The organism is Odoribacter laneus YIT 12061 (genome assembly GCF_000243215.1).
GTDB classification, from domain to species: domain Bacteria; phylum Bacteroidota; class Bacteroidia; order Bacteroidales; family Marinifilaceae; genus Culturomica; species Culturomica lanea.
The window spans coordinates 261,567-279,289 of record NZ_JH594598.1 but is presented as its reverse complement, the minus strand read 5'-3'; the positions used below and the strand labels follow the sequence as shown (position 1 = coordinate 279,289).

General features: G+C 40.6%; 11 protein-coding genes. 4 read left to right on the top strand and 7 right to left on the bottom strand.

The window, feature by feature from the left end; all coding sequences use genetic code 11:
* Positions 1-174 precede the first annotated feature (174 nt).
* Complete coding sequence (locus HMPREF9449_RS15305; RefSeq protein ID WP_009138176.1) at positions 175-591, top strand: hypothetical protein; 417 nt, start codon at positions 175-177, stop codon at positions 589-591.
* Positions 592-647: 56 nt separating this feature from the next.
* Here the strand turns inward: HMPREF9449_RS15305 and mnmA are convergent, their stop codons facing one another.
* From mnmA to HMPREF9449_RS15275, 6 genes are all read right to left on the bottom strand, one after another.
* Positions 648-1,727, bottom strand: a complete 1,080-nt coding sequence (gene mnmA, locus HMPREF9449_RS15300; RefSeq protein ID WP_040612109.1) for a tRNA 2-thiouridine(34) synthase MnmA — start codon at positions 1,725-1,727, stop codon at positions 648-650.
* Positions 1,724-2,491, bottom strand: coding sequence for a tRNA (guanosine(46)-N7)-methyltransferase TrmB (trmB, locus tag HMPREF9449_RS15295; RefSeq protein WP_009138174.1), 768 nt, complete (start codon positions 2,489-2,491; stop codon positions 1,724-1,726). Before trmB ends, mnmA begins: the two co-directional genes overlap by 4 nt.
* 10 nt (positions 2,492-2,501) lie before the next feature.
* Positions 2,502-2,981 carry a gliding motility lipoprotein GldH gene (locus HMPREF9449_RS15290; RefSeq protein ID WP_009138173.1) on the bottom strand — a complete coding sequence of 160 codons (480 nt, stop codon included), beginning with the start codon at positions 2,979-2,981 and terminating at the stop codon, positions 2,502-2,504.
* Between the two features lie 134 nt (positions 2,982-3,115).
* Positions 3,116-4,906, bottom strand: a complete 1,791-nt coding sequence (locus HMPREF9449_RS15285; protein ID WP_009138172.1) for a fused gamma-glutamyl-gamma-aminobutyrate hydrolase/peptidase — start codon at positions 4,904-4,906, stop codon at positions 3,116-3,118.
* Between the two features lie 61 nt (positions 4,907-4,967).
* Complete coding sequence (locus tag HMPREF9449_RS15280; RefSeq protein ID WP_040612107.1) at positions 4,968-5,744, bottom strand: S66 peptidase family protein; 777 nt, start codon at positions 5,742-5,744, stop codon at positions 4,968-4,970.
* A gap of 9 nt (positions 5,745-5,753) precedes the next feature.
* Positions 5,754-6,734, bottom strand: coding sequence for an IS30-like element IS4351 family transposase (locus HMPREF9449_RS15275; protein WP_009136301.1), 981 nt, complete (start codon positions 6,732-6,734; stop codon positions 5,754-5,756).
* Between the two features lie 396 nt (positions 6,735-7,130).
* On the opposite strand from HMPREF9449_RS15275, the gene metG reads away from it, so the two are divergent.
* Positions 7,131-9,161: a methionine--tRNA ligase gene (gene metG / locus HMPREF9449_RS15270; protein ID WP_009138169.1), complete on the top strand. Its 2,031-nt coding sequence runs from the start codon at positions 7,131-7,133 to the stop codon at positions 9,159-9,161.
* A gap of 265 nt (positions 9,162-9,426) precedes the next feature.
* Here metG and HMPREF9449_RS15265 read toward each other — a convergent pair whose 3' ends face one another.
* Positions 9,427-11,988, bottom strand: coding sequence for a beta-mannosidase (locus tag HMPREF9449_RS15265; RefSeq protein WP_009138168.1), 2,562 nt, complete (start codon positions 11,986-11,988; stop codon positions 9,427-9,429).
* A 409-nt stretch (positions 11,989-12,397) separates the two neighbouring features.
* Between HMPREF9449_RS15265 and HMPREF9449_RS15260 the strand changes: the two genes are divergently transcribed.
* Together HMPREF9449_RS15260 and HMPREF9449_RS16025 are read left to right on the top strand one after the other, a co-directional pair.
* A complete protein-coding gene (locus tag HMPREF9449_RS15260) occupies positions 12,398-15,127 on the top strand; it encodes a TonB-dependent receptor (protein WP_040612157.1) in 2,730 nt (909 codons plus the stop codon).
* Positions 15,128-15,162: 35 nt separating this feature from the next.
* Positions 15,163-17,643, top strand: a complete 2,481-nt coding sequence (locus HMPREF9449_RS16025) for a choice-of-anchor J domain-containing protein (protein WP_009138166.1) — start codon at positions 15,163-15,165, stop codon at positions 17,641-17,643.
* Positions 17,644-17,723: the final 80 nt, after the last annotated feature.

Below are 17,723 nucleotides of genomic sequence, written 5' to 3'. Positions count from 1 at the left end.
TTGGTAACTCTTATCCATGATTATTTTTGTAAGTGTCAAAGTGAACAATCCTAACTGGATTTACACAATAGGGCACGTCCCTACTGTGTAATTTTGCTATTTATTCGTTTCTATACGGCTCTTTTTTTATATTTAAAAATTCTCTATTTTCGCAGATAATTTAATAAGAAATAGATGTTATCGAGAGATTATATTTCCCGGATTATTCGTACATTTTTTGATTCCTTGGAGCTTATCTTTACAGGTGATAAAGAAAGAGAAGAGGAAAGGAAGGCGCAATTAGAGAGTATGTATACCACTTATTTCGGGCAATCCCGGGATTTTTTCTTTGAAGAGAAGGTGGAAGAAATTATGGAGAGATTGTCGGAAGAGGATTATTTTGTTGAAAAATGCGGAATGCTGGGAGAAATTTTATACCGGGAATTCCATCGGAATGAAGAGGATCTTGTTAAACTCAATCTTGCCCATAAAATTATATATTTTTATAACTATGTGAATGAACATTCAACTGATTACTCCTTGATCTATGTAAATCGGATCATGGAATTAGAGAACTTTTGTAAAGATCGTGTTTCTTCTTTGGAAAGCTAGATGTTTCCTGGAAAGAATGGATTTTAAGTTTCCGGCTTTGTCTTTTTGAAGTCAAATTAGGCGATAATACCTCCTCCAACGACGTCGTTTCCTTCGTAAAAAACGGCACTTTGTCCTGGTGTAATCGAATCGATAGCTTCTTGAAAAACGACTCTCAAGCCTTCTTTTTCGGGGAATATTGCTGCTAAGCCTCCTGCATTCCGGTAGCGGATTTTGGCAGATACGGTTAGTCCTTCCGGCAGATGGGAATATTTCATGAGATTAACTCCCTGTACATAAAAAGTTTTTCCTTTCAACTCCTCTTTCGTACCCAGAATAACTTTATTCTCACGAGCATCAATCGCTACTACAAACATGGGTTGACCCAAGGCTATACCTAGCCCTTTTCTTTGACCGATAGTATAATTGGGAAATCCTTTGTGCGTTCCTAATACTTTCCCGGAAGTATCTACAAAAGGTCCTGGACCGTAATTTTCGGAAAAGTTTTCGACATGAGTAGCTAAAAAGTTTCGGTAGTCATTATCCGGAATAAAACAAATTTCCTGACTTTCTCCTTTTTGGGATAATTTTTCATATCCCTGTTCCAGGGCAATACGGCGGACTTGGGGTTTTGTCAATTCTCCTAAAGGGAAAAGGGTACGAGCCAGATTTTCCTGGCTCAGAGTCCAAAGGAAATATGTTTGATCTTTCGTTTCGTCTATTCCTTTTCTCAGAAAATAACGACCGTTTTCTTGGCCAATACGGGCATAATGTCCGGTGGCTATATAAGTGCAATTGTATTCATCGGCGGTTTCTAACAGTTTACCCCATTTAATGGTCGAGTTGCATAATACGCAAGGATTGGGGGTCCGTCCTTGAAGATATTCGTCGATAAAATTCCGGATGACCGTATTCCGAAATTGTTCCCGTATATCCAGAATGTGATGTTCAAATCCCAGTTGCTCAGCCATTCTTTTCGCTTCGAAAAGAGAATCTACACTACAGCAACCTTTCTCTTTTTCCATACAGCCCCTGGAAATATTATCGAATGTACGGTAAGTGACACCTACCAGTTCGTAACCTTGTTCCAGCAGTAACATGGCGGCAACAGTACTGTCTATACCTCCGCTCATGGCTATTAAAACCCTTTTTTTCATTTTTCTGAAGATTGATGTTTACAATGCAGATTCATATAACGGGTTTCACTGTGATAATTGTCTTTTTCAATTTCAATATCGGGTTCCTGTATTAATTTCCTCTCTTCTAAAGAAAATTGGAGGTATTTGATTGTTTTACCCCGGGACAGCCATTGCTGTTCATAAAAAGTTTGTATACCCAGGATTTTATTTTGTCCTTCTTCTTGGTATAAATCTGCTGTACAAACAAAAGCTTTTAGCTGGTTTTGTCGGATCAATTCTGTCGTATACGTGAACAGGAAAGGACTATCCGTTTTCAAATGGATCAGGCCGTTGGGGATTAATATCTTTTTGTAAAGGTTTAAAAAACGGCTTCCGGTTAATCTTTTCCGGGCTTTTGCCATTTGGGGATCCGGAAACGTAATCCAGATTTCCGATATTTCGCAGGGAGCAAATACCGATTCCAGCATTTCTGCATAAATGCGGAGGAAAACAGCATTGGACAATCCTTTCTCTAAGGCTGTTTTAGCGCCATGCCACATCCGGGCTCCTTTGATGTCTATGCCGATAAAATTTTTTTCCGGGTAAAGCTGGCTTAAACCAACTGTATATTCTCCTTTTCCACATCCGATTTCCAATACAATGGGATGATTATTTTGAAAAATTTTTTCTTGCCAATGTCCTTTTAAAAAATAGTCCGTCTGGAATATTTCTTTGTGCTTTGGCTGAAAAACATTTTTCAGCACTTCCATTTCCGCAAATTTTATCTGTTTATTTTTAGCCATGTAAATTTTTTTATTCTATTGTTGTCGGGACAGAAGTTCCAGGACGAACAATCAAGCCGACGTTTTTAATACCTTTTAAGGTCGGTGTGCGCATTCCCTGTTTAACAGAAATAAAATACTTACCTGTATTTAAAGCATAGGGGCCGGGTAAAGGATATTCCAATGTTTTCAGAAGATTCCCTTTCCCTTTCCATTTTCCGTCAGCTTCTGCGACCATAATATTAACCGAATCTTTGCGAATTGTTCTGGTGGAATCCGCTACAGTAAGAAAACACCAGAGATTCGCCATTTCATAATCCGTTGTATGCCGGATACACAAAATAAAATCGTAATCCCCGTTTTGAGGGATCTCTACTTCAAATTGAATATCGGAATTTATTGCCCATTTTTCCTGGGGAATGTTTCGGTAATCTTCAAAGATAGCAGAAGAAGTACATCCTCCGAAAAAACAGGAAAGTAAAAGTAAAAATAACGATTTTATATTTTGCATAAATCATCTGGTCTTTTTGAACATTTTTATGTTTAAACTTTCCTCCCTTTAAACCTACTTTCGTTCCCTATTTTGAGGTGACAAAAATATAAAAATAATAAGTTGCCTCCTAAGAATAAGTCAACAGGTAGTTGTTACCTGCGTTTTTTAGCTGCATAGTCCTGTACAGCTTGCATTACCCGTAGCAAATTTCCTCCCCATATCTTTTTTATACTTTCAAAGGAATATCCGATGCGTAATAATTCACGGGTGATATTGACCATTTGGTTGGAACCGTTACAACCTTCTATCCCTCCTCCTCCGTCAAAATCGGATCCTATACCCACATAGTCGTCTCCAATTAAATTCACAATATAATCGATATGTTGTATGACGTCTTTGAGGGTCGGACGGTGGCTCTGGGATAAAAAGCCTTCGTACAGGCACACTTGTACCACTCCTTTTACCGAAGCGATGGCTCTTAACTGGTCGTCATCCAAATTACGGGGATGATCGCAGAGAGCTCTCGCCGAAGAATGCGATGCAATGACAGGAGCGCGGCTTATGCGAATGACGTCGTAAAACGTTTTTTCAGATGCGTGAGATATATCGACCATAATGCCGGTACGATTCATTTCCTGGACTACCTTTTGACCGAATTTACTCAGACCGTTATGTTCCGGTTCTCCTTTTGCAGAGTCACAAATGCCATTATTTCCATTGTGGCAGAGAGTCATATAACTTACGCCCATTTTTTGAAAGCGGGCGATATTCCGAATATTTCTTCCCAGCGCATATCCGTTTTCTATACCGATAAAAAAGGTTTTTTTGCCGTTTTTTTTCAGGTAATATAAATCTTCCGGGCAAGTCGCCAACCCTACCCATTCCTGATTGGCTTCTATCTGTTGTTTAATTTGGTTGATAATGGCGACGGCGCGTTCTGTCGCTTGCCTCAAAGATTCTTCGTCCCGTTCTCCCTGCTTTAAATAAGCCGCCATAAATATACAATCCAGTAAACCTTCCTGCATTTTCGGCAAGGAAACTTTGGTACCGCTTTCCCTTTCGGCAATAGAAAAATTTTCTGTAAAAAACAAAGGAGTATCTACGTGAGAATCAATGGTATAAATATGTGTGTGTAGTTGTTTGCAATGTTTGTAAAGTTGGGCTTGTCCGATAAAATATTTAAACAAACCGATCATGGTCCGGTTGTTAGCCACCGCCATTCTTTCCGGATGCCATTGTACGCTTAAGATCTGGGGGCCAATATCCGATATTGGTTCTAAAGCTTCCTGAATTCCGTCGGAAGAGGAAGCCGAAACCCGGAATCCGGGAGCGATGTCTTTATTGGATTCATGATGGAAGGTATTGACTAAAATTTTTTCCTGGCCCAGGATTTCTTTGAGCTTGCTATCCGGAGCAACCTCGATATAGTGGGCGCCTTGATTCCCTTCTACAGCCTGCCGGTGCTTTAATAAAGAAGAAGTAATCTGGGAATAAATATCCTGATACAAAGTACCTCCGAAAAATACATTGATGACTTGATGTCCCCTACAAATTCCGAATACCGGTATTTGCCTGTCATAGGCCATTTTAAGTAACATGAGATCGTATTGATCGCGTAAAGCAGATAAATTTCCCAGCCCGGGTAGGGGCTCTTCCTGATAAAAGAGCGGGTTGATGTCGCCTCCGCCGGTCAGGAGAAGTCCGTCTAATGAAGAGAACATCTCTTCTAAAACCGCTAATTCAGTATGGACGGGAAGGATGACAGGAATACCTCCGCCGGCAATGATGGAATTGGTATAGTCGTTATGCACGGTGGAAATTTCTTCTTCTAAATTTGCAGATACTCCGATTAAAGGAGGGCGATTACGGCTTGAAGGAAGTGTATAGGAATCACAAAATTCACGCAAGGCTGTCAAATCAGATAAATACGTACGCTTATTCATGAGAAAATGTTTTTGTCGGATAGGATGGTCTGTCCTATTATGAGTTGATAATGTCAGTATTTTATAGGAAATCAATTTCAATATCCGATTCATTCACGGCGAAACGGATGTTGCTTCCCAGGATAATCGGATGGCTGTCCGGATGGTCGGAAGCCGGGATACCGGTATAAACCGGGTAGTCGTATATTCCGGTAATTTCCTGTATGAGCTGGGTTAATTCTATATTTGCCTGTATACCTTTATTGCATAAGATTAATCCCCTCAAATGCTGGAAGATTTTTGAGAGCTTCATATACCTTATTATTTTTTCCGTTTCCAGGGAATTATAGGTACTGTCCAGAAAGAGTACCGTCCCTTTCAAGTCGTGTTGAATTGTAGTCGATTGTAAATGGTGAATAATGCGGATATCACCGCCTGTTAATTCCGCTTCCACTATTCCCGGAGCTGCCAGGGCATTTTTTTCTATCTTATAGCTGGAGATACTTCCGAATAAAAAGCCTTTTATACGTTCTAAAGCTGCTTCAGTGAGATGCGGATAGGCGCAAAGCATGGGAGCATAAAGACTTTCCATCCCCAATTCATTTATTTGAGAATGAAAAATCGAAATTTCCTGACAGCCGATAAACCATTTGGGATTTCCTTGAAAAAGAGAATAATCTAATTTTTCTATAATTCTCAGGCAACCGTATCCACCGCTGGTACAGAAAATAGCCCGGATTTCTTCTTCATCCATCGCCCATTGCATATCCTGTAAGCGTTCGTAATCGCTCCCGGCAAAATCATCATGCCGGGAGGTTGCATATCTCCCTCTCACGGGAATAAGTCCCCAGGAACACAATAGCTGAATTCAACTTGCAAATGCAACAGAATTCTGATTAATAATTTGTTTAAATATTTCGTTTGGCGTGAGGTATCCAAGTCTTTTACGAGGTCGATTATTGAGTTTATTTTCAATCCACTTAATCTGTTTGTTGGTTACTTCACTAAAGTCCTTACCCTTTGGGATATACTGCCTGATAAGCCCGTTGGTGTTTTCATTGGCACCACGTTCCCATGAGTGGTATGGTTTGCAAAAATAGAATTTTATTTCCAATTTTTGCGCAATTTCCTCGTGCTTTGCAAACTCCTTTCCATTGTCAGCCGTAATTGTGTGTATTAAGTTTTTCACTTTCCGCAGTGCCCATACTGCAATCTTAGCTACCGGGATGGCTTCTTTTCCCGACAACTTGCGTATCCAGACCCTGCTTGTTGCTCTGTCGTTAATGGTAAGAATGGCACCTTTGTGGTTCTTACCAATAATTGTATCTATCTCTAAATCACCAAATCTCTCCTTCAGTTCCACTATCTCGGGACGCTCATCAATATCCACCCTGCCTGGGATAAATCCTCGCCCTGCATTTTTAGAACCACGTTTGGCATACCTGCGACCTTGTCTGCGAAGATATTTGTGCAGTTTGCCACCCCGCCGCTTATCCTCCCAAATCCAGCGATATATCGTTTCGTGAGATACCATCGCAATTCCCTCCAAGCGGCTCCTGCCGACAATCTGCTCCGGGCTGAATCCTTTCTTCAACAGCTTTATTATCCGTTTTCTCATTGCCGGTGTAAGCACTTCCTTGCGATGTTTTTGCTGCTTGCGCCTGTCTGCTTTTCGCTGGGCAAGCTCCATGCTATAGCTACCACTTCGGGCGTCGCAATTGCGCTTTATCTCCCTGTAAACAGTGCTTTTATCTACTCCGATAGCTTCCGCTATTGCTTTTTTGCTCATCGGTATTTGCAACATCATAGAAATTGCATACCTTTGTTCCTCGGTTATATGTTTGCTCATCTGCAACTTTTTTTTCTTTGGACGGACAATTAAAGCAAAGATAGCAAACTTTATCCATTCAGAGTGAGAGAAAGGGGGACATTGTCTCTCTTTCCTCTCTGAAAAATAAATGTTTTTATTGCTTATTATCCGCACCCAAAAAGTTGCATTTATAAGTTGAACTCAAGATATCTTTTCGGCATATTCTATACATTCTGGAGCAATAGTGCCTGCAGGAGAAATCAGGGCGACTTTATCCCCGGCTTGCAGATAGGGCGGACGTAACATAGGGCGTTTTATAAAAAGTCAAACAAAAAATAGTTTCCCGTTCGGACTTTCGGTTTATTCGTGTGCGAAAATACGATTTTTTTGTAAATTTGCGCCTTAATTGTTCAGCAAATCATTAAAAATAAAAATATGGGTCATTTCAAAAGAAATCTAATTACGACGGCTTTACCTTATGCCAATGGACCGGTACATATTGGGCACCTCGCCGGTGTATATGTGCCTGCCGATATTTACGTGAGATACCTGAGGGCAAAAGGAGAGGAGGTCGCTTTTATCGGAGGATCCGATGAACATGGGGTACCGATTACGATAAAAGCGCAAAAAGAAGGAGTAACTCCTCAGGATATCGTAGATCGTTATCACAATCTGATCAAAAAATCTTTTGAGGAATTCGGAATTTCCTTTGATATTTATTCCCGTACGAGTTCGAAGACCCATCATGAACTTTCGTCGGCTTTTTTCAAAAAATTGTATGAGGAGGGGAAATTCATCGAAAAAACATCTTTACAATTTTACGATGAAAAAGCCGGACAATTTTTGGCAGACCGTTATATTATTGGGAAATGTCCGATTTGCGGGAATGAACGGGCGTATGGAGACCAATGTGAAGCTTGTGGTACCAGTTTGAATGCCACTGATCTGATAAACCCGGTTTCTGCTATAACCGGAAATACTCCGGAGTTGAAAGAGACTAAACATTGGTATTTGCCTTTGGATCAATACGAGGATTGGTTGAAAAAATGGATATTGGAAGATCATAAAGAGTGGAAAAGCAATGTTTATGGCCAATGTAAGTCTTGGTTGGACAACGGTTTACAAGCCCGTGCGGTTACCCGGGATTTGGATTGGGGGGTACCGGTTCCCGTAGAAGGAGCAGAAGGAAAAGTATTGTATGTATGGTTTGATGCTCCTATCGGATATATTTCGGCTACTAAGGATCTGACACCGGACTGGGAAAAATACTGGAAGGATAAGGATACAAGAATGATACATTTTATTGGAAAAGACAATATCGTTTTTCACTGTATCATTTTTCCCGCTATGTTGAAAGCGGAAGGATCTTATATTTTACCGGATAATGTTCCGGCCAATGAGTTTTTAAATCTGGAAGGAGATAAGATTTCCACCTCCCGGAATTGGGCAGTATGGTTGCATGAATATTTAAGAGATTTTGAAGGGAAACAGGATGTTTTGCGTTATGTTTTGACGGCCAATGCCCCTGAAACAAAAGATAATGATTTTACCTGGAAGGATTTTCAAACCCGTAATAATAGTGAATTAGTGGCTATCTACGGAAATTTTATCAACCGGGCTTTGGTATTGACTCATAAGTATTTCGAAGGAGTTGTACCGGAAAGAGGAGAATTGACAGATTACGATAGAGAAGTCATGGCAGAAATTCCTCAAATAATAGAAAAGGTAGAGAAAAATCTGGATAATTTCCATTTCCGGGAGGCCTTAAAGGAATGTATGGGCTTGGCTCGTTTGGGAAATAAGTATTTGGCCGATACGGAGCCTTGGAAATTGATCAAAACAGATGAATCCAGGGTAAAAACGATATTGAATATCTGTATACAAATTGCAGCCGATTTATCAGTTCTTAGTGAACCGTTTATGCCTTTTAGTGCGGCGAAGCTGAGGGGCTTCCTGAATATTGCTCCTGTAGCTTGGGAAAGCATGGGAGCGGATGTCGTTCCTGCCGGGCATCGCATCAAGGAAGCCGGTTTGTTATTCGATAAGATTGAAGATGAAGAGATTCAAAAGCAGATCGATAAATTGTTGGCAACAAAAAAAGCGAATGAACTGGCAAGTGTAAAAGTAACGCCTGCAAAAGAAAATATCTCCTTCGAAGATTTTCAGAAGATGGATATCCGTGTGGGAAAGATTGTAGCGGCAGAAAAAGTGGCCAAAACCAAAAAGCTGTTGAAATTGACGATTGACACCGGTATTGATACCCGTACTGTGGTCTCGGGGATAGCTGAATATTATACGCCGGAGGAAATAATAGGACGGCAGGTGAGTATTTTGGTAAATCTGGAACCCAAAAATTTGAAAGGAATTGAGTCTCAGGGGATGATCCTGATGGCTGCAAATGCCGACGGAGCTCTTTCTTTTGTCAGTCCGGACAAAGAAATCAAACCCGGTTCCGAAATCCGGTGACACCGGGTATACAAAATTTATTGAAATCAGGAAAGTTGCCCCTAAAAAATAGGAGGAGAATTCTTAGCGGCAATTTCATTGATGACGATCTCATTTAGGGTATCCCCTTTACGGGGATATTCCATTTAGAGACGTCTGAATGGAATACGTACGAAAAGAAACTTTAAATTTGATTCCGTACATTATTTTTAAATTTTGGACATTTGTTGAATATCCTTTCGGGCATAAAGAAAATGATAATAATCTCCTTATTCACCTAAAATATTTATTGAATAAAACGTGTCTTTATCGTATAATGCTCTGCTGCTGTTCGAAGTTCGAGGATATACGTTCTCCCGGGCAGAAGATCGATATAGTTATCCGAGAAAGTAACTGAGGCATCCGGAGAATAGAACAACACATTACAGGCTAATTTGTCGGTCGTTACTGTCAGATATTTTTTCCCATTTTTTTCGAATAGTTGGGTGGTAATATGGGGTTGCTTAGGCAATTCCAGATTTTTCGGTTCTGTAAAATAGAAATATTGTTCATCCAGAATAGTTTTCCCTTGGCAGATTTTCAATACGGCTACCACCTGTGTTTTTTCTTTTCCTTTTAGCAAATCCTCTGTGTGGAAGCTTGCAATCTTAGAGGATATATTTCCTTCAATCAAAAATCGGTCTTTCCGACTGTAAAATTGTTGTCCGTCAAAGTCAAATAGTTCTATGGAATAAGTTCCCTTTATTTTTTGGAGCAAATCATTTACCACCCATATTTCCAGTTCTGTCGGTTTTATTTGCCGGGGAATCAGAATAGTAGGCTTACAGATTTCCCGTATGGCATAATGGGCAGCTTTCCATTGATGATAATAGTCTGTCGTCGACCAACTGGCAACAGGCCAGCAGTCGTTTAGTTGCCATACTAAGGATCCCATACAATAAGGCATCGCTTGCCGGTGTGCCTGTAAGGCTGTTTTCATCGCCCGGGCTTGTAATACCTGACTGGTATAAAGAAATTGTTCGAAATCTTCCGGTACGGTATAATACCATCCTATATATTCCCGTATTCTTAAATTCCCGATTCCGCTTCGTTGATGCGACGTCATTACGTCGGATTCGATGTTATAATCTTCCGGTAAAGCGTACTTTTGCACCGTAGCGAATTCCGGAAAAGACTGAAAGCCGTATTCGCTCATAAACCGTCCGACATAATTGGCATATTCTTCCAGACGGTGTTTTCCGTGCCATACTCCCCAATAATGATTGTCTCCACTGTTTCCCGGTTGTATTTCAAAATCGAATTTATCCGGCCCGGCCATGGGGGAGGAAGCCCAATAGGGGCTATTGGTGGAGTATTTGGCTACTGCATCCGGGAGGATCTGATGGAAAATAGTGGTATAAGCTTGAAACAAGGTGTCCTGTTCGGCGGGAGTAAATTGTTTTTTCCAGCCCCAGCCTCCCGGAGAACCGTGGTGCCAAGCGCCTCCTATTTCGTTATTACCGCACCATAAAGCGATACAGGGATGATTTCGTAACCGTATCAGATTGTCTTTTGCTTCCTGTCTGACATTTTCCAGAAACTCTGCATTCCCGGGATACATGGAACAAGCAAACATAAAATCTTGCCACACCATAATCCCGTTTTTGTCACAAAGCTCGTAGAAATAGTCGTCTTCGTAAATACCCCCTCCCCATATCCGAAGCATATTCATGTGGGCATTTTGGGCATTTGCAATCACCTTCTCATAGTCGGCCCGATTTATTCGCGGTAAAAATACATCGTTGGGAATATAGTTGGCCCCCTTGGCGAATACCGGTATACCGTTCAATTCAAAATAAAAAGTTTCGCCTGCCTTATCTTTTTTCCGAATGAGCCGTAACGTCCGTAGACCGGTTGTAATTTGCCGGCTATCCAGTAAGCTGTCTTTGCTTTTTACGTTTACTTGAAACGTATACAATTCTGGTTTCCCCAAACCGTTACTCCACCATAAACGAGGCTTCCGGATGTTTATAGGAAGTCCGATATGATTTATCCCGTTCTTGAGCCTAAGGTTTTGCTGACTGATCGTTTTATTGTTATAAAGGATTTCTACACAAACTTCATGGGGATCAGAGGTATTCAACGTGATTTCGGCATTTAGCTGGGCTGCTTTTTTATTCACCTTTAACTGATGAATAAAGATATCTTCAATTTTCAGATCGTCCCAGGCTTCTAATATAACATCTCTCCAAATTCCGGATGTAACTAGTCTGGGCCCCCAGTCCCAACCGTAATGATAAGGTGCTTTACGGGTGAATACACTCACTTGATTCATGCCCATACCTCCTAATACACTTTGGTCGTTCCCGGCCGGTAGTTTTAGACCATAATTTTCCATTGCCTCCAGTCCTTTCCTAACGGGAGAAAAAAATACGATACGGAGTTCGTTGTCACCCTTTTTTAAAAGAGAGGAAATATCATAACTCCAGGTTCTGAACATATTGTCTGTATGTCCTAATTTCTGGCCGTTGAGGTAAATATCTGCATAGGTATCGAGGCCTGAAAAGGTCAGTCTCTTCTGTTTTTTCTTTTCTAAAGTGTCATTCAGGTGAAAAGTCGTTTTATACTCCCAGTTTATTTTATCTATCCATTGCAAATCTTTTTCATTTACCCGGTAAAAGGGATCCGGAATTTGTCCATTATTCAATAAGTCTGTATGTATAGTGCCGGGAACGCAAGCCGGTAGCCATTCTCCTAGATTATATTGACGAAATACCCAGTTCTGGTTTAAATTTAATTTTTGAGGTGTATTGGCCTGAAGAGATAAAGAAACGCAGAAAATAAAAAAACTAAGAAATAATTTATTCATGTTAATTGGGTTTGGAACATACCAAACAAAATTAATAAAATTTTCAAATAGTCACAAAAAATTGTTTCTTACCTTTTTTATTTCAGAAGTTTTAAGCCCTTATGACTTATAAATAATAAGTAAATCGGGCATATAAGCTATAAATTATAGAAAACCGGACCGGGGATTTATTCTCTTTTTGTAACATTTATCACTATTTTATTTTTTTGTAGTAAACTGATTTATTGTATATTATTATAGTTTTAATCGGACGATAAAAATAGCAAAGAAGAGAAGTTTTTGTTAAGATTGAAAAAAGCCTATGTTTTTCTTTTATAATATTTAACTTTGTGACATGAATTTTTAAAGAATGCCTGAAAAACGATGTTTTTTGGGGGATGTGGCTAAATTAATAATTAAACGTTTTTATATGAAGAGAACCTTTGTAAAAAGTCTGGTGTGTATAGTTCCTATGTTATTGCTGACATTGGCTACTATGGCTCAGGGAGTCGTAAAAGGTAAAGTTATTGACTCGCAAACGAAAGAAGAATTGATAGGAGCAACGGTTATGGTGCAGGGGACTGGGGAAGGAGCAGCGACAAATTTAGATGGGAGCTTTGTCTTGGAAACTGCTAAGATGGGCGATCAGGTCTTGATTTTTCGCTGTGTGGGATATAAGGAATTGAGAAAAGAAGTAAAGATCACCGCTAAGCCTCTCAATTTAGGGATAATAAAGATGGAGACAGAATCCATCGGTTTGGGGGATGTGACGGTGACGGCTTCTGTCGCTGTACGGAGAAAAACTCCGGTAGCTATTTCTGTGATTGAGCCTGTTGAAATTGAGAATAAACTTTCGACACAGGAGTTTCCGGAAATCTTAAAATCTACTCCGGGAGTGTATGCGACCAAATCCGGGGGAGCTTTTGGAGATTCCCGAATTAATTTACGTGGGTTTGAGCAAGCGAATATCGCCGTTATGATTAACGGGGTACCGATGAACGATATGGAATGGGGAGGCTTATATTGGTCAAACTGGGCCGGATTGTCGGATGTTACGCGTTCTATGCAGGTGCAAAGAGGTTTAGGAGCTTCTAAAGTTTCTTCTCCTTCTGTCGGTGGTTCTATCAATATCGTAACACGCACAACGGACGCTAAGGAAGGGGGATCTATTTCCTATGCTTTGGGAAATGACGGTTATAATAAAATTATGTTTAATGTTTCAACCGGTTTGAGGAAAGGTTGGGCGATTACCTTATTGGGGGCGAAAAGTTGGGGAGACGGTTATATACAGGGGACGGAATTTGAAAGTTATTCTTATTTCGCCAATATTTCGAAGCAAATCAATTCTTCTCATCTGCTTTCTTTTACTGTTTTCGGTGCTCCTCAATGGCACAATCAGCGGAGCAATTACGATGGCTTGACCATAGAAGGATGGCAAAAGGTGGAGAAATATATGGGAAAAGACAGACAATACCGGTATAATCCGACTTATGGTTTCGGCTTGCACGGGGAACGCAAGACTTCCAGTTATAATCGTTACCACAAACCCCAGATTTCATTGAACCATTTCTGGACGATTAATGAAAAATCCAGTCTCTCAACCGTATTGTATGTTTCTATCGGTCGTGGAGGCGGTTATAAAGGCTTAGGAAGTACTTCCGATTATGCGAATCAATGGTATGGTTCCAGCAATGGGACGCTGAATACTTATTTTCGTAATGCCGACGGAACTTTTGCTTACGATAAGATTTATGAGTTGAATGCATCCAGTGAAAATGGTTCGTTGATGGCGATGTCGAATTCGGTAAACGAGCATAACTGGTACGGATTGATGTCGACTTATACCACTTCTATCGGAAAATATTTTGATGTTTACGGGGGTATTGATTTCCGCTATTATAATGGTACGCACACCAATAAATTGGTAGACCTTTACGGAGGAGATTTCTTTATCGATCGTTACAGGGCTCAGGTGAGTCCGGACAATAATGCCAATGCCAATAATCCGGATTGGGTAAATCAGAAGCTGAAAGTAGGGGATGTTGTTTACCGGGATTATGATGGTTATGTGATGCAGGAAGGAATTTTCGGACAGGCTGAATTTAACCGGGAAGCTTTGAGTGTTTTTGTAGCCGGTGCGGTTTCCAACACTTCTTATTGGCAAAAGAATCATTTCTATTATGATAAAGATCACGAAAAATCTTCAACCGAAAATTTTATCGGTTGGAATGTAAAAGGAGGAGCCAATTATAACCTGACAGATAATCACAATGTATTTGCCAATATCGGTTATATTTCCCGGGCTCCCTTCTATTCCGGCGGTGTATTTTTATATGCTTTGAATAGTAATGCTACCAACCCGGATGCGGTGAATGAAAAAGTTTTTTCTTTAGAAGTAGGTTATGGTTTCCGTTCTTCCTTGTTTAGTGCAAATCTGAACCTTTACCGGACAGAATGGTTGGATAAAACGATGACCCGTACGATGGATATTACTTTACCCGATGGAACAAAAGACCGTTCTTCCATTAATATGAGTGGTGTGAATGCTTTGCACCAAGGGATAGAATTGGATTTTGTATTCCGTCCAATCAAAAATTTGGATATTAATGGTATGCTTTCTGTGGGGGATTGGAAATGGAATAGCGTTTCTACCGGTTATTTTTATAATTCCAGTGGTCAGCCCTTGAAAGACAATAAGGGAAATATTGCTTCCGGTATACAAGCCGAGGATCATGCCAAAATGGTATTGGACCTGGATGGTACCCGCGTGGGAAATTCCGCACAGACGACTTTTGCTTTGGGAGCTAAATACCAGCCTTTGAAAGGATTGAGGGTAGGGGCTGACTATACTTACTGGATGCGTAATTATGCAAACTTCAGTGTAGGAGGATCCAACGGGAGCGATTTGATTATGGGAGGCTATAAGGCTTATGAGACTCCCTGGAGAATGCCGTCTGCAGGAGAGCTGGATATGAATGTGAATTATTCTTTCTATATCGGTAAAATCCGGGCTACTTTATTCGGAAATGTAAATAATATATTGGATAATAAATCTATTTCGGATGCTACCGACGGAGCTAATCACGATTGGAAAACGGCTTATCAGGTATTTTACAGATTTGGACGTAATTACTCTATTCGCTTGAAAATCGCTTTCTAAACTATTCTGATTAATTTTAAAGATAAGATTTCAGTATGAGAAAAAATAATATTTACTTTTATTTCGCAGCTTTGCTGTTATTAGTGGGTTGTGAAGATTTTGACGATAAGAATTTCGACGGCTTGGATGATATGACTCGCCCGGAAAATCAGATTAATAAGGAATATACCCTTACTGCAGACGATTATGCCACAATCAGTGGCTTGAAAGTCGAAGGAGTGGAGGCAGATGCTTTAAAGGCTGTGAAAACGAATTTTTATCTGACGGCTGCAACCCCGGCTCACGATGTGATCCCGGCGTTTTTGGCCAAAACATGGTATACAGCTTCTGCCGGTTCCGCTGTAAAAGTTACTTATGATTTTGGTGGAGAAACACCGGTTTATTTGAGTGATTTGGCTGCTGCACAGAATTATACGGTGAGTGCTGCGGATTACGCTACTGTTTGGGACAATGATAAGTATGCCTTTTTTACTCCGTCGAAAAGTCCGGAAAAAAATTTACCGAAGGTATTAGCTACGGCTTTCCCGGAAGCTACAAGCGGGACTTACGTTTTGGCTTCTTATCAGTATTCAGCTACCGAACCCGGAGGTGATGGAGAAGAGGCAGGAGCTCCTTTTACAGAAGATTTTGAATCGGTGACCCCGAATGCCGATGTTAATTTACCCGGTTGGACGAATTTCACAGAAAAAGGAACCAAGAGAACCTGGCAGGGAAAAACGTTTGACAACAATGGATATATACAGTTTTCCGCCAATGGTAGTGGGGAAGCTGAAAATGTAGCTTGGTTGATTACACCGGGTATTGATGTCAGTGCTTATACGGCGCCGGTGTTTACTTTTGATCTGAAGATTGGATATTATAATGCAGAGTGTTTGCAAATACTGGTATCCGAAGATTTTTCCGGAGATCCCCTGGCGGCTAATTGGAAAGATATTACAGCTAATTTTTATCTTCCGAAAGAACCCACCAGCGGTTATGCCGATAACTGGTCGGTGGCAGGAATAGCAGATATGAGCGGTTACGATGGAAAAATCTTTATTGCATTTAAATATACGGGTTCTGGTACAGGTGGAAAAACTACTACTTATCAGATTGATAATGTATTTGTTGGAGATAATGCGCCGGTAAACAAGTCCGAGTTATTAAATGAAGATTTTGAAGAGGTGACGCCAAATGCTGACGTGAATTTACCGGATTGGACGAATTTTACAGAGAAAGGAACGAAGAAAACCTGGCAAGGCAAATCTTTCGGAGATAATAAATATGTGCAGTTTTCCGCAAATGGAAGCGGTGAAGATGAGAATGTGGCCTGGTTGATTACGCCGGCGATTACTGTAGGTGCAGGTTCTAATCCTTTATTCTCTTTTGATTTGAAAGTCGGCTATTACAATGCAGAATGTTTGCAGATTTTGATTTCAAAAGATTTTAGTGGAGATGTTTTGGCTGCCAACTGGGAAGATGTAACGTCTCATTTTGTGTTGCCGCAGGAACCGGCTAGCGGTTATGCCGATAATTTCTCCTTGGCGGGCACCATGAGTTTGGGGGCTTATTCCGGAAATGTACACATCGCTTTTAAGTACACAGGTTCTGGTAATAATGGTAAAACGACTACTTACCAGCTTGATAATGTAAAAGTAATTTCCTATGCTGCTTCTGGTGCTGCCCTTAAACCGATGGCAAATGTGATCACTGAAAACCGCTTGGCCATGTATACTTTCAATGGAACCGACTGGGGAGAGAAAGACAGTGTTGCCGTGGTAAATCCTGCTGATTATAAAGCGATGGGTGAACCCGGAAGTCGCAACAATTTCAGTTCTACAATCAAAGCCGAGAATTATCTGCCGCAATTCCTGGGAGTAAAATTCCCGTATGCACAAGAGGGAGAGGTAAAAGCGGTCGTTTACAACTATTATACGGGTAGTGATACGGAACTGAAAGCAGACGAATATATCTTTACAAGCGGGGCATGGAAGTACAACAATATTCCGGTAGAGACGATTACTGAACAGTATACCTATATTGGCAAGTGGTTATACAATCCCAATGTTACCCTTGTATTAACTCCGGGTAAAGGTATGGGAACCGGACATTTCCAGGCTTTAACGGATTGGGTATGGGAAAATATCGATGTACCTGCCGGGGTAACGACCAAAGGATTAGGTTATGTGACTACATACGGAAATAACGATTATTATTTCGGAGGTTCTGAATACCAGAATAATTTTGACTTCCGTCCATCTGCTTGGAAACAACAGAATGGAGACGCTTATAATGCATTGAGTGATAAAGAACTGACTGATTTGATGTGGGAGAGATTGCCGCAAGGTATTCAGATTATGTTGGAATCTATGTATCCGACAGCAGTTCCCGTAGAAGGATTGACCGTACTTTATACTGTAAGCTTCGGCGTTTACGATGGAAGTGCTACTCCTATTTATACCATACAATATGAGTTGACCGGAACCGGAGAATTCACTTATATAGAAGATTCTTTGAAAAAAGAAGGAGAAGAGTAATACCCGGTTTTTGCCAGGTAAGAGAGGTCTGTCGGAAGGTTATTTCCGACAGGCCTTTTTTAATAGTGCCGGAATAAGAA

Bases quoted from the DNA above. Each gene is read 5' to 3' on its own strand.
- HMPREF9449_RS15305 (WP_009138176.1), top strand. From the start codon at position 175: ATGTTATCGAGAGATTATATTTCCCGGATTATTCGTACATTTTTTGAT.
- mnmA (WP_040612109.1), bottom strand. From the start codon at position 1,727: ATGAAAAAAAGGGTTTTAATAGCCATGAGCGGAGGTATAGACAGTACT.
- trmB (WP_009138174.1), bottom strand. From the start codon at position 2,491: ATGGCTAAAAATAAACAGATAAAATTTGCGGAAATGGAAGTGCTGAAA.
- HMPREF9449_RS15290 (WP_009138173.1), bottom strand. From the start codon at position 2,981: ATGCAAAATATAAAATCGTTATTTTTACTTTTACTTTCCTGTTTTTTC.
- HMPREF9449_RS15285 (WP_009138172.1), bottom strand. From the start codon at position 4,906: ATGAATAAGCGTACGTATTTATCTGATTTGACAGCCTTGCGTGAATTT.
- HMPREF9449_RS15275 (WP_009136301.1), bottom strand. From the start codon at position 6,734: ATGAGCAAACATATAACCGAGGAACAAAGGTATGCAATTTCTATGATG.
- metG (WP_009138169.1), top strand. From the start codon at position 7,131: ATGGGTCATTTCAAAAGAAATCTAATTACGACGGCTTTACCTTATGCC.
- HMPREF9449_RS15265 (WP_009138168.1), bottom strand. From the start codon at position 11,988: ATGAATAAATTATTTCTTAGTTTTTTTATTTTCTGCGTTTCTTTATCT.
- HMPREF9449_RS15260 (WP_040612157.1), top strand. From the start codon at position 12,398: ATGAAGAGAACCTTTGTAAAAAGTCTGGTGTGTATAGTTCCTATGTTA.
- HMPREF9449_RS16025 (WP_009138166.1), top strand. From the start codon at position 15,163: ATGAGAAAAAATAATATTTACTTTTATTTCGCAGCTTTGCTGTTATTA.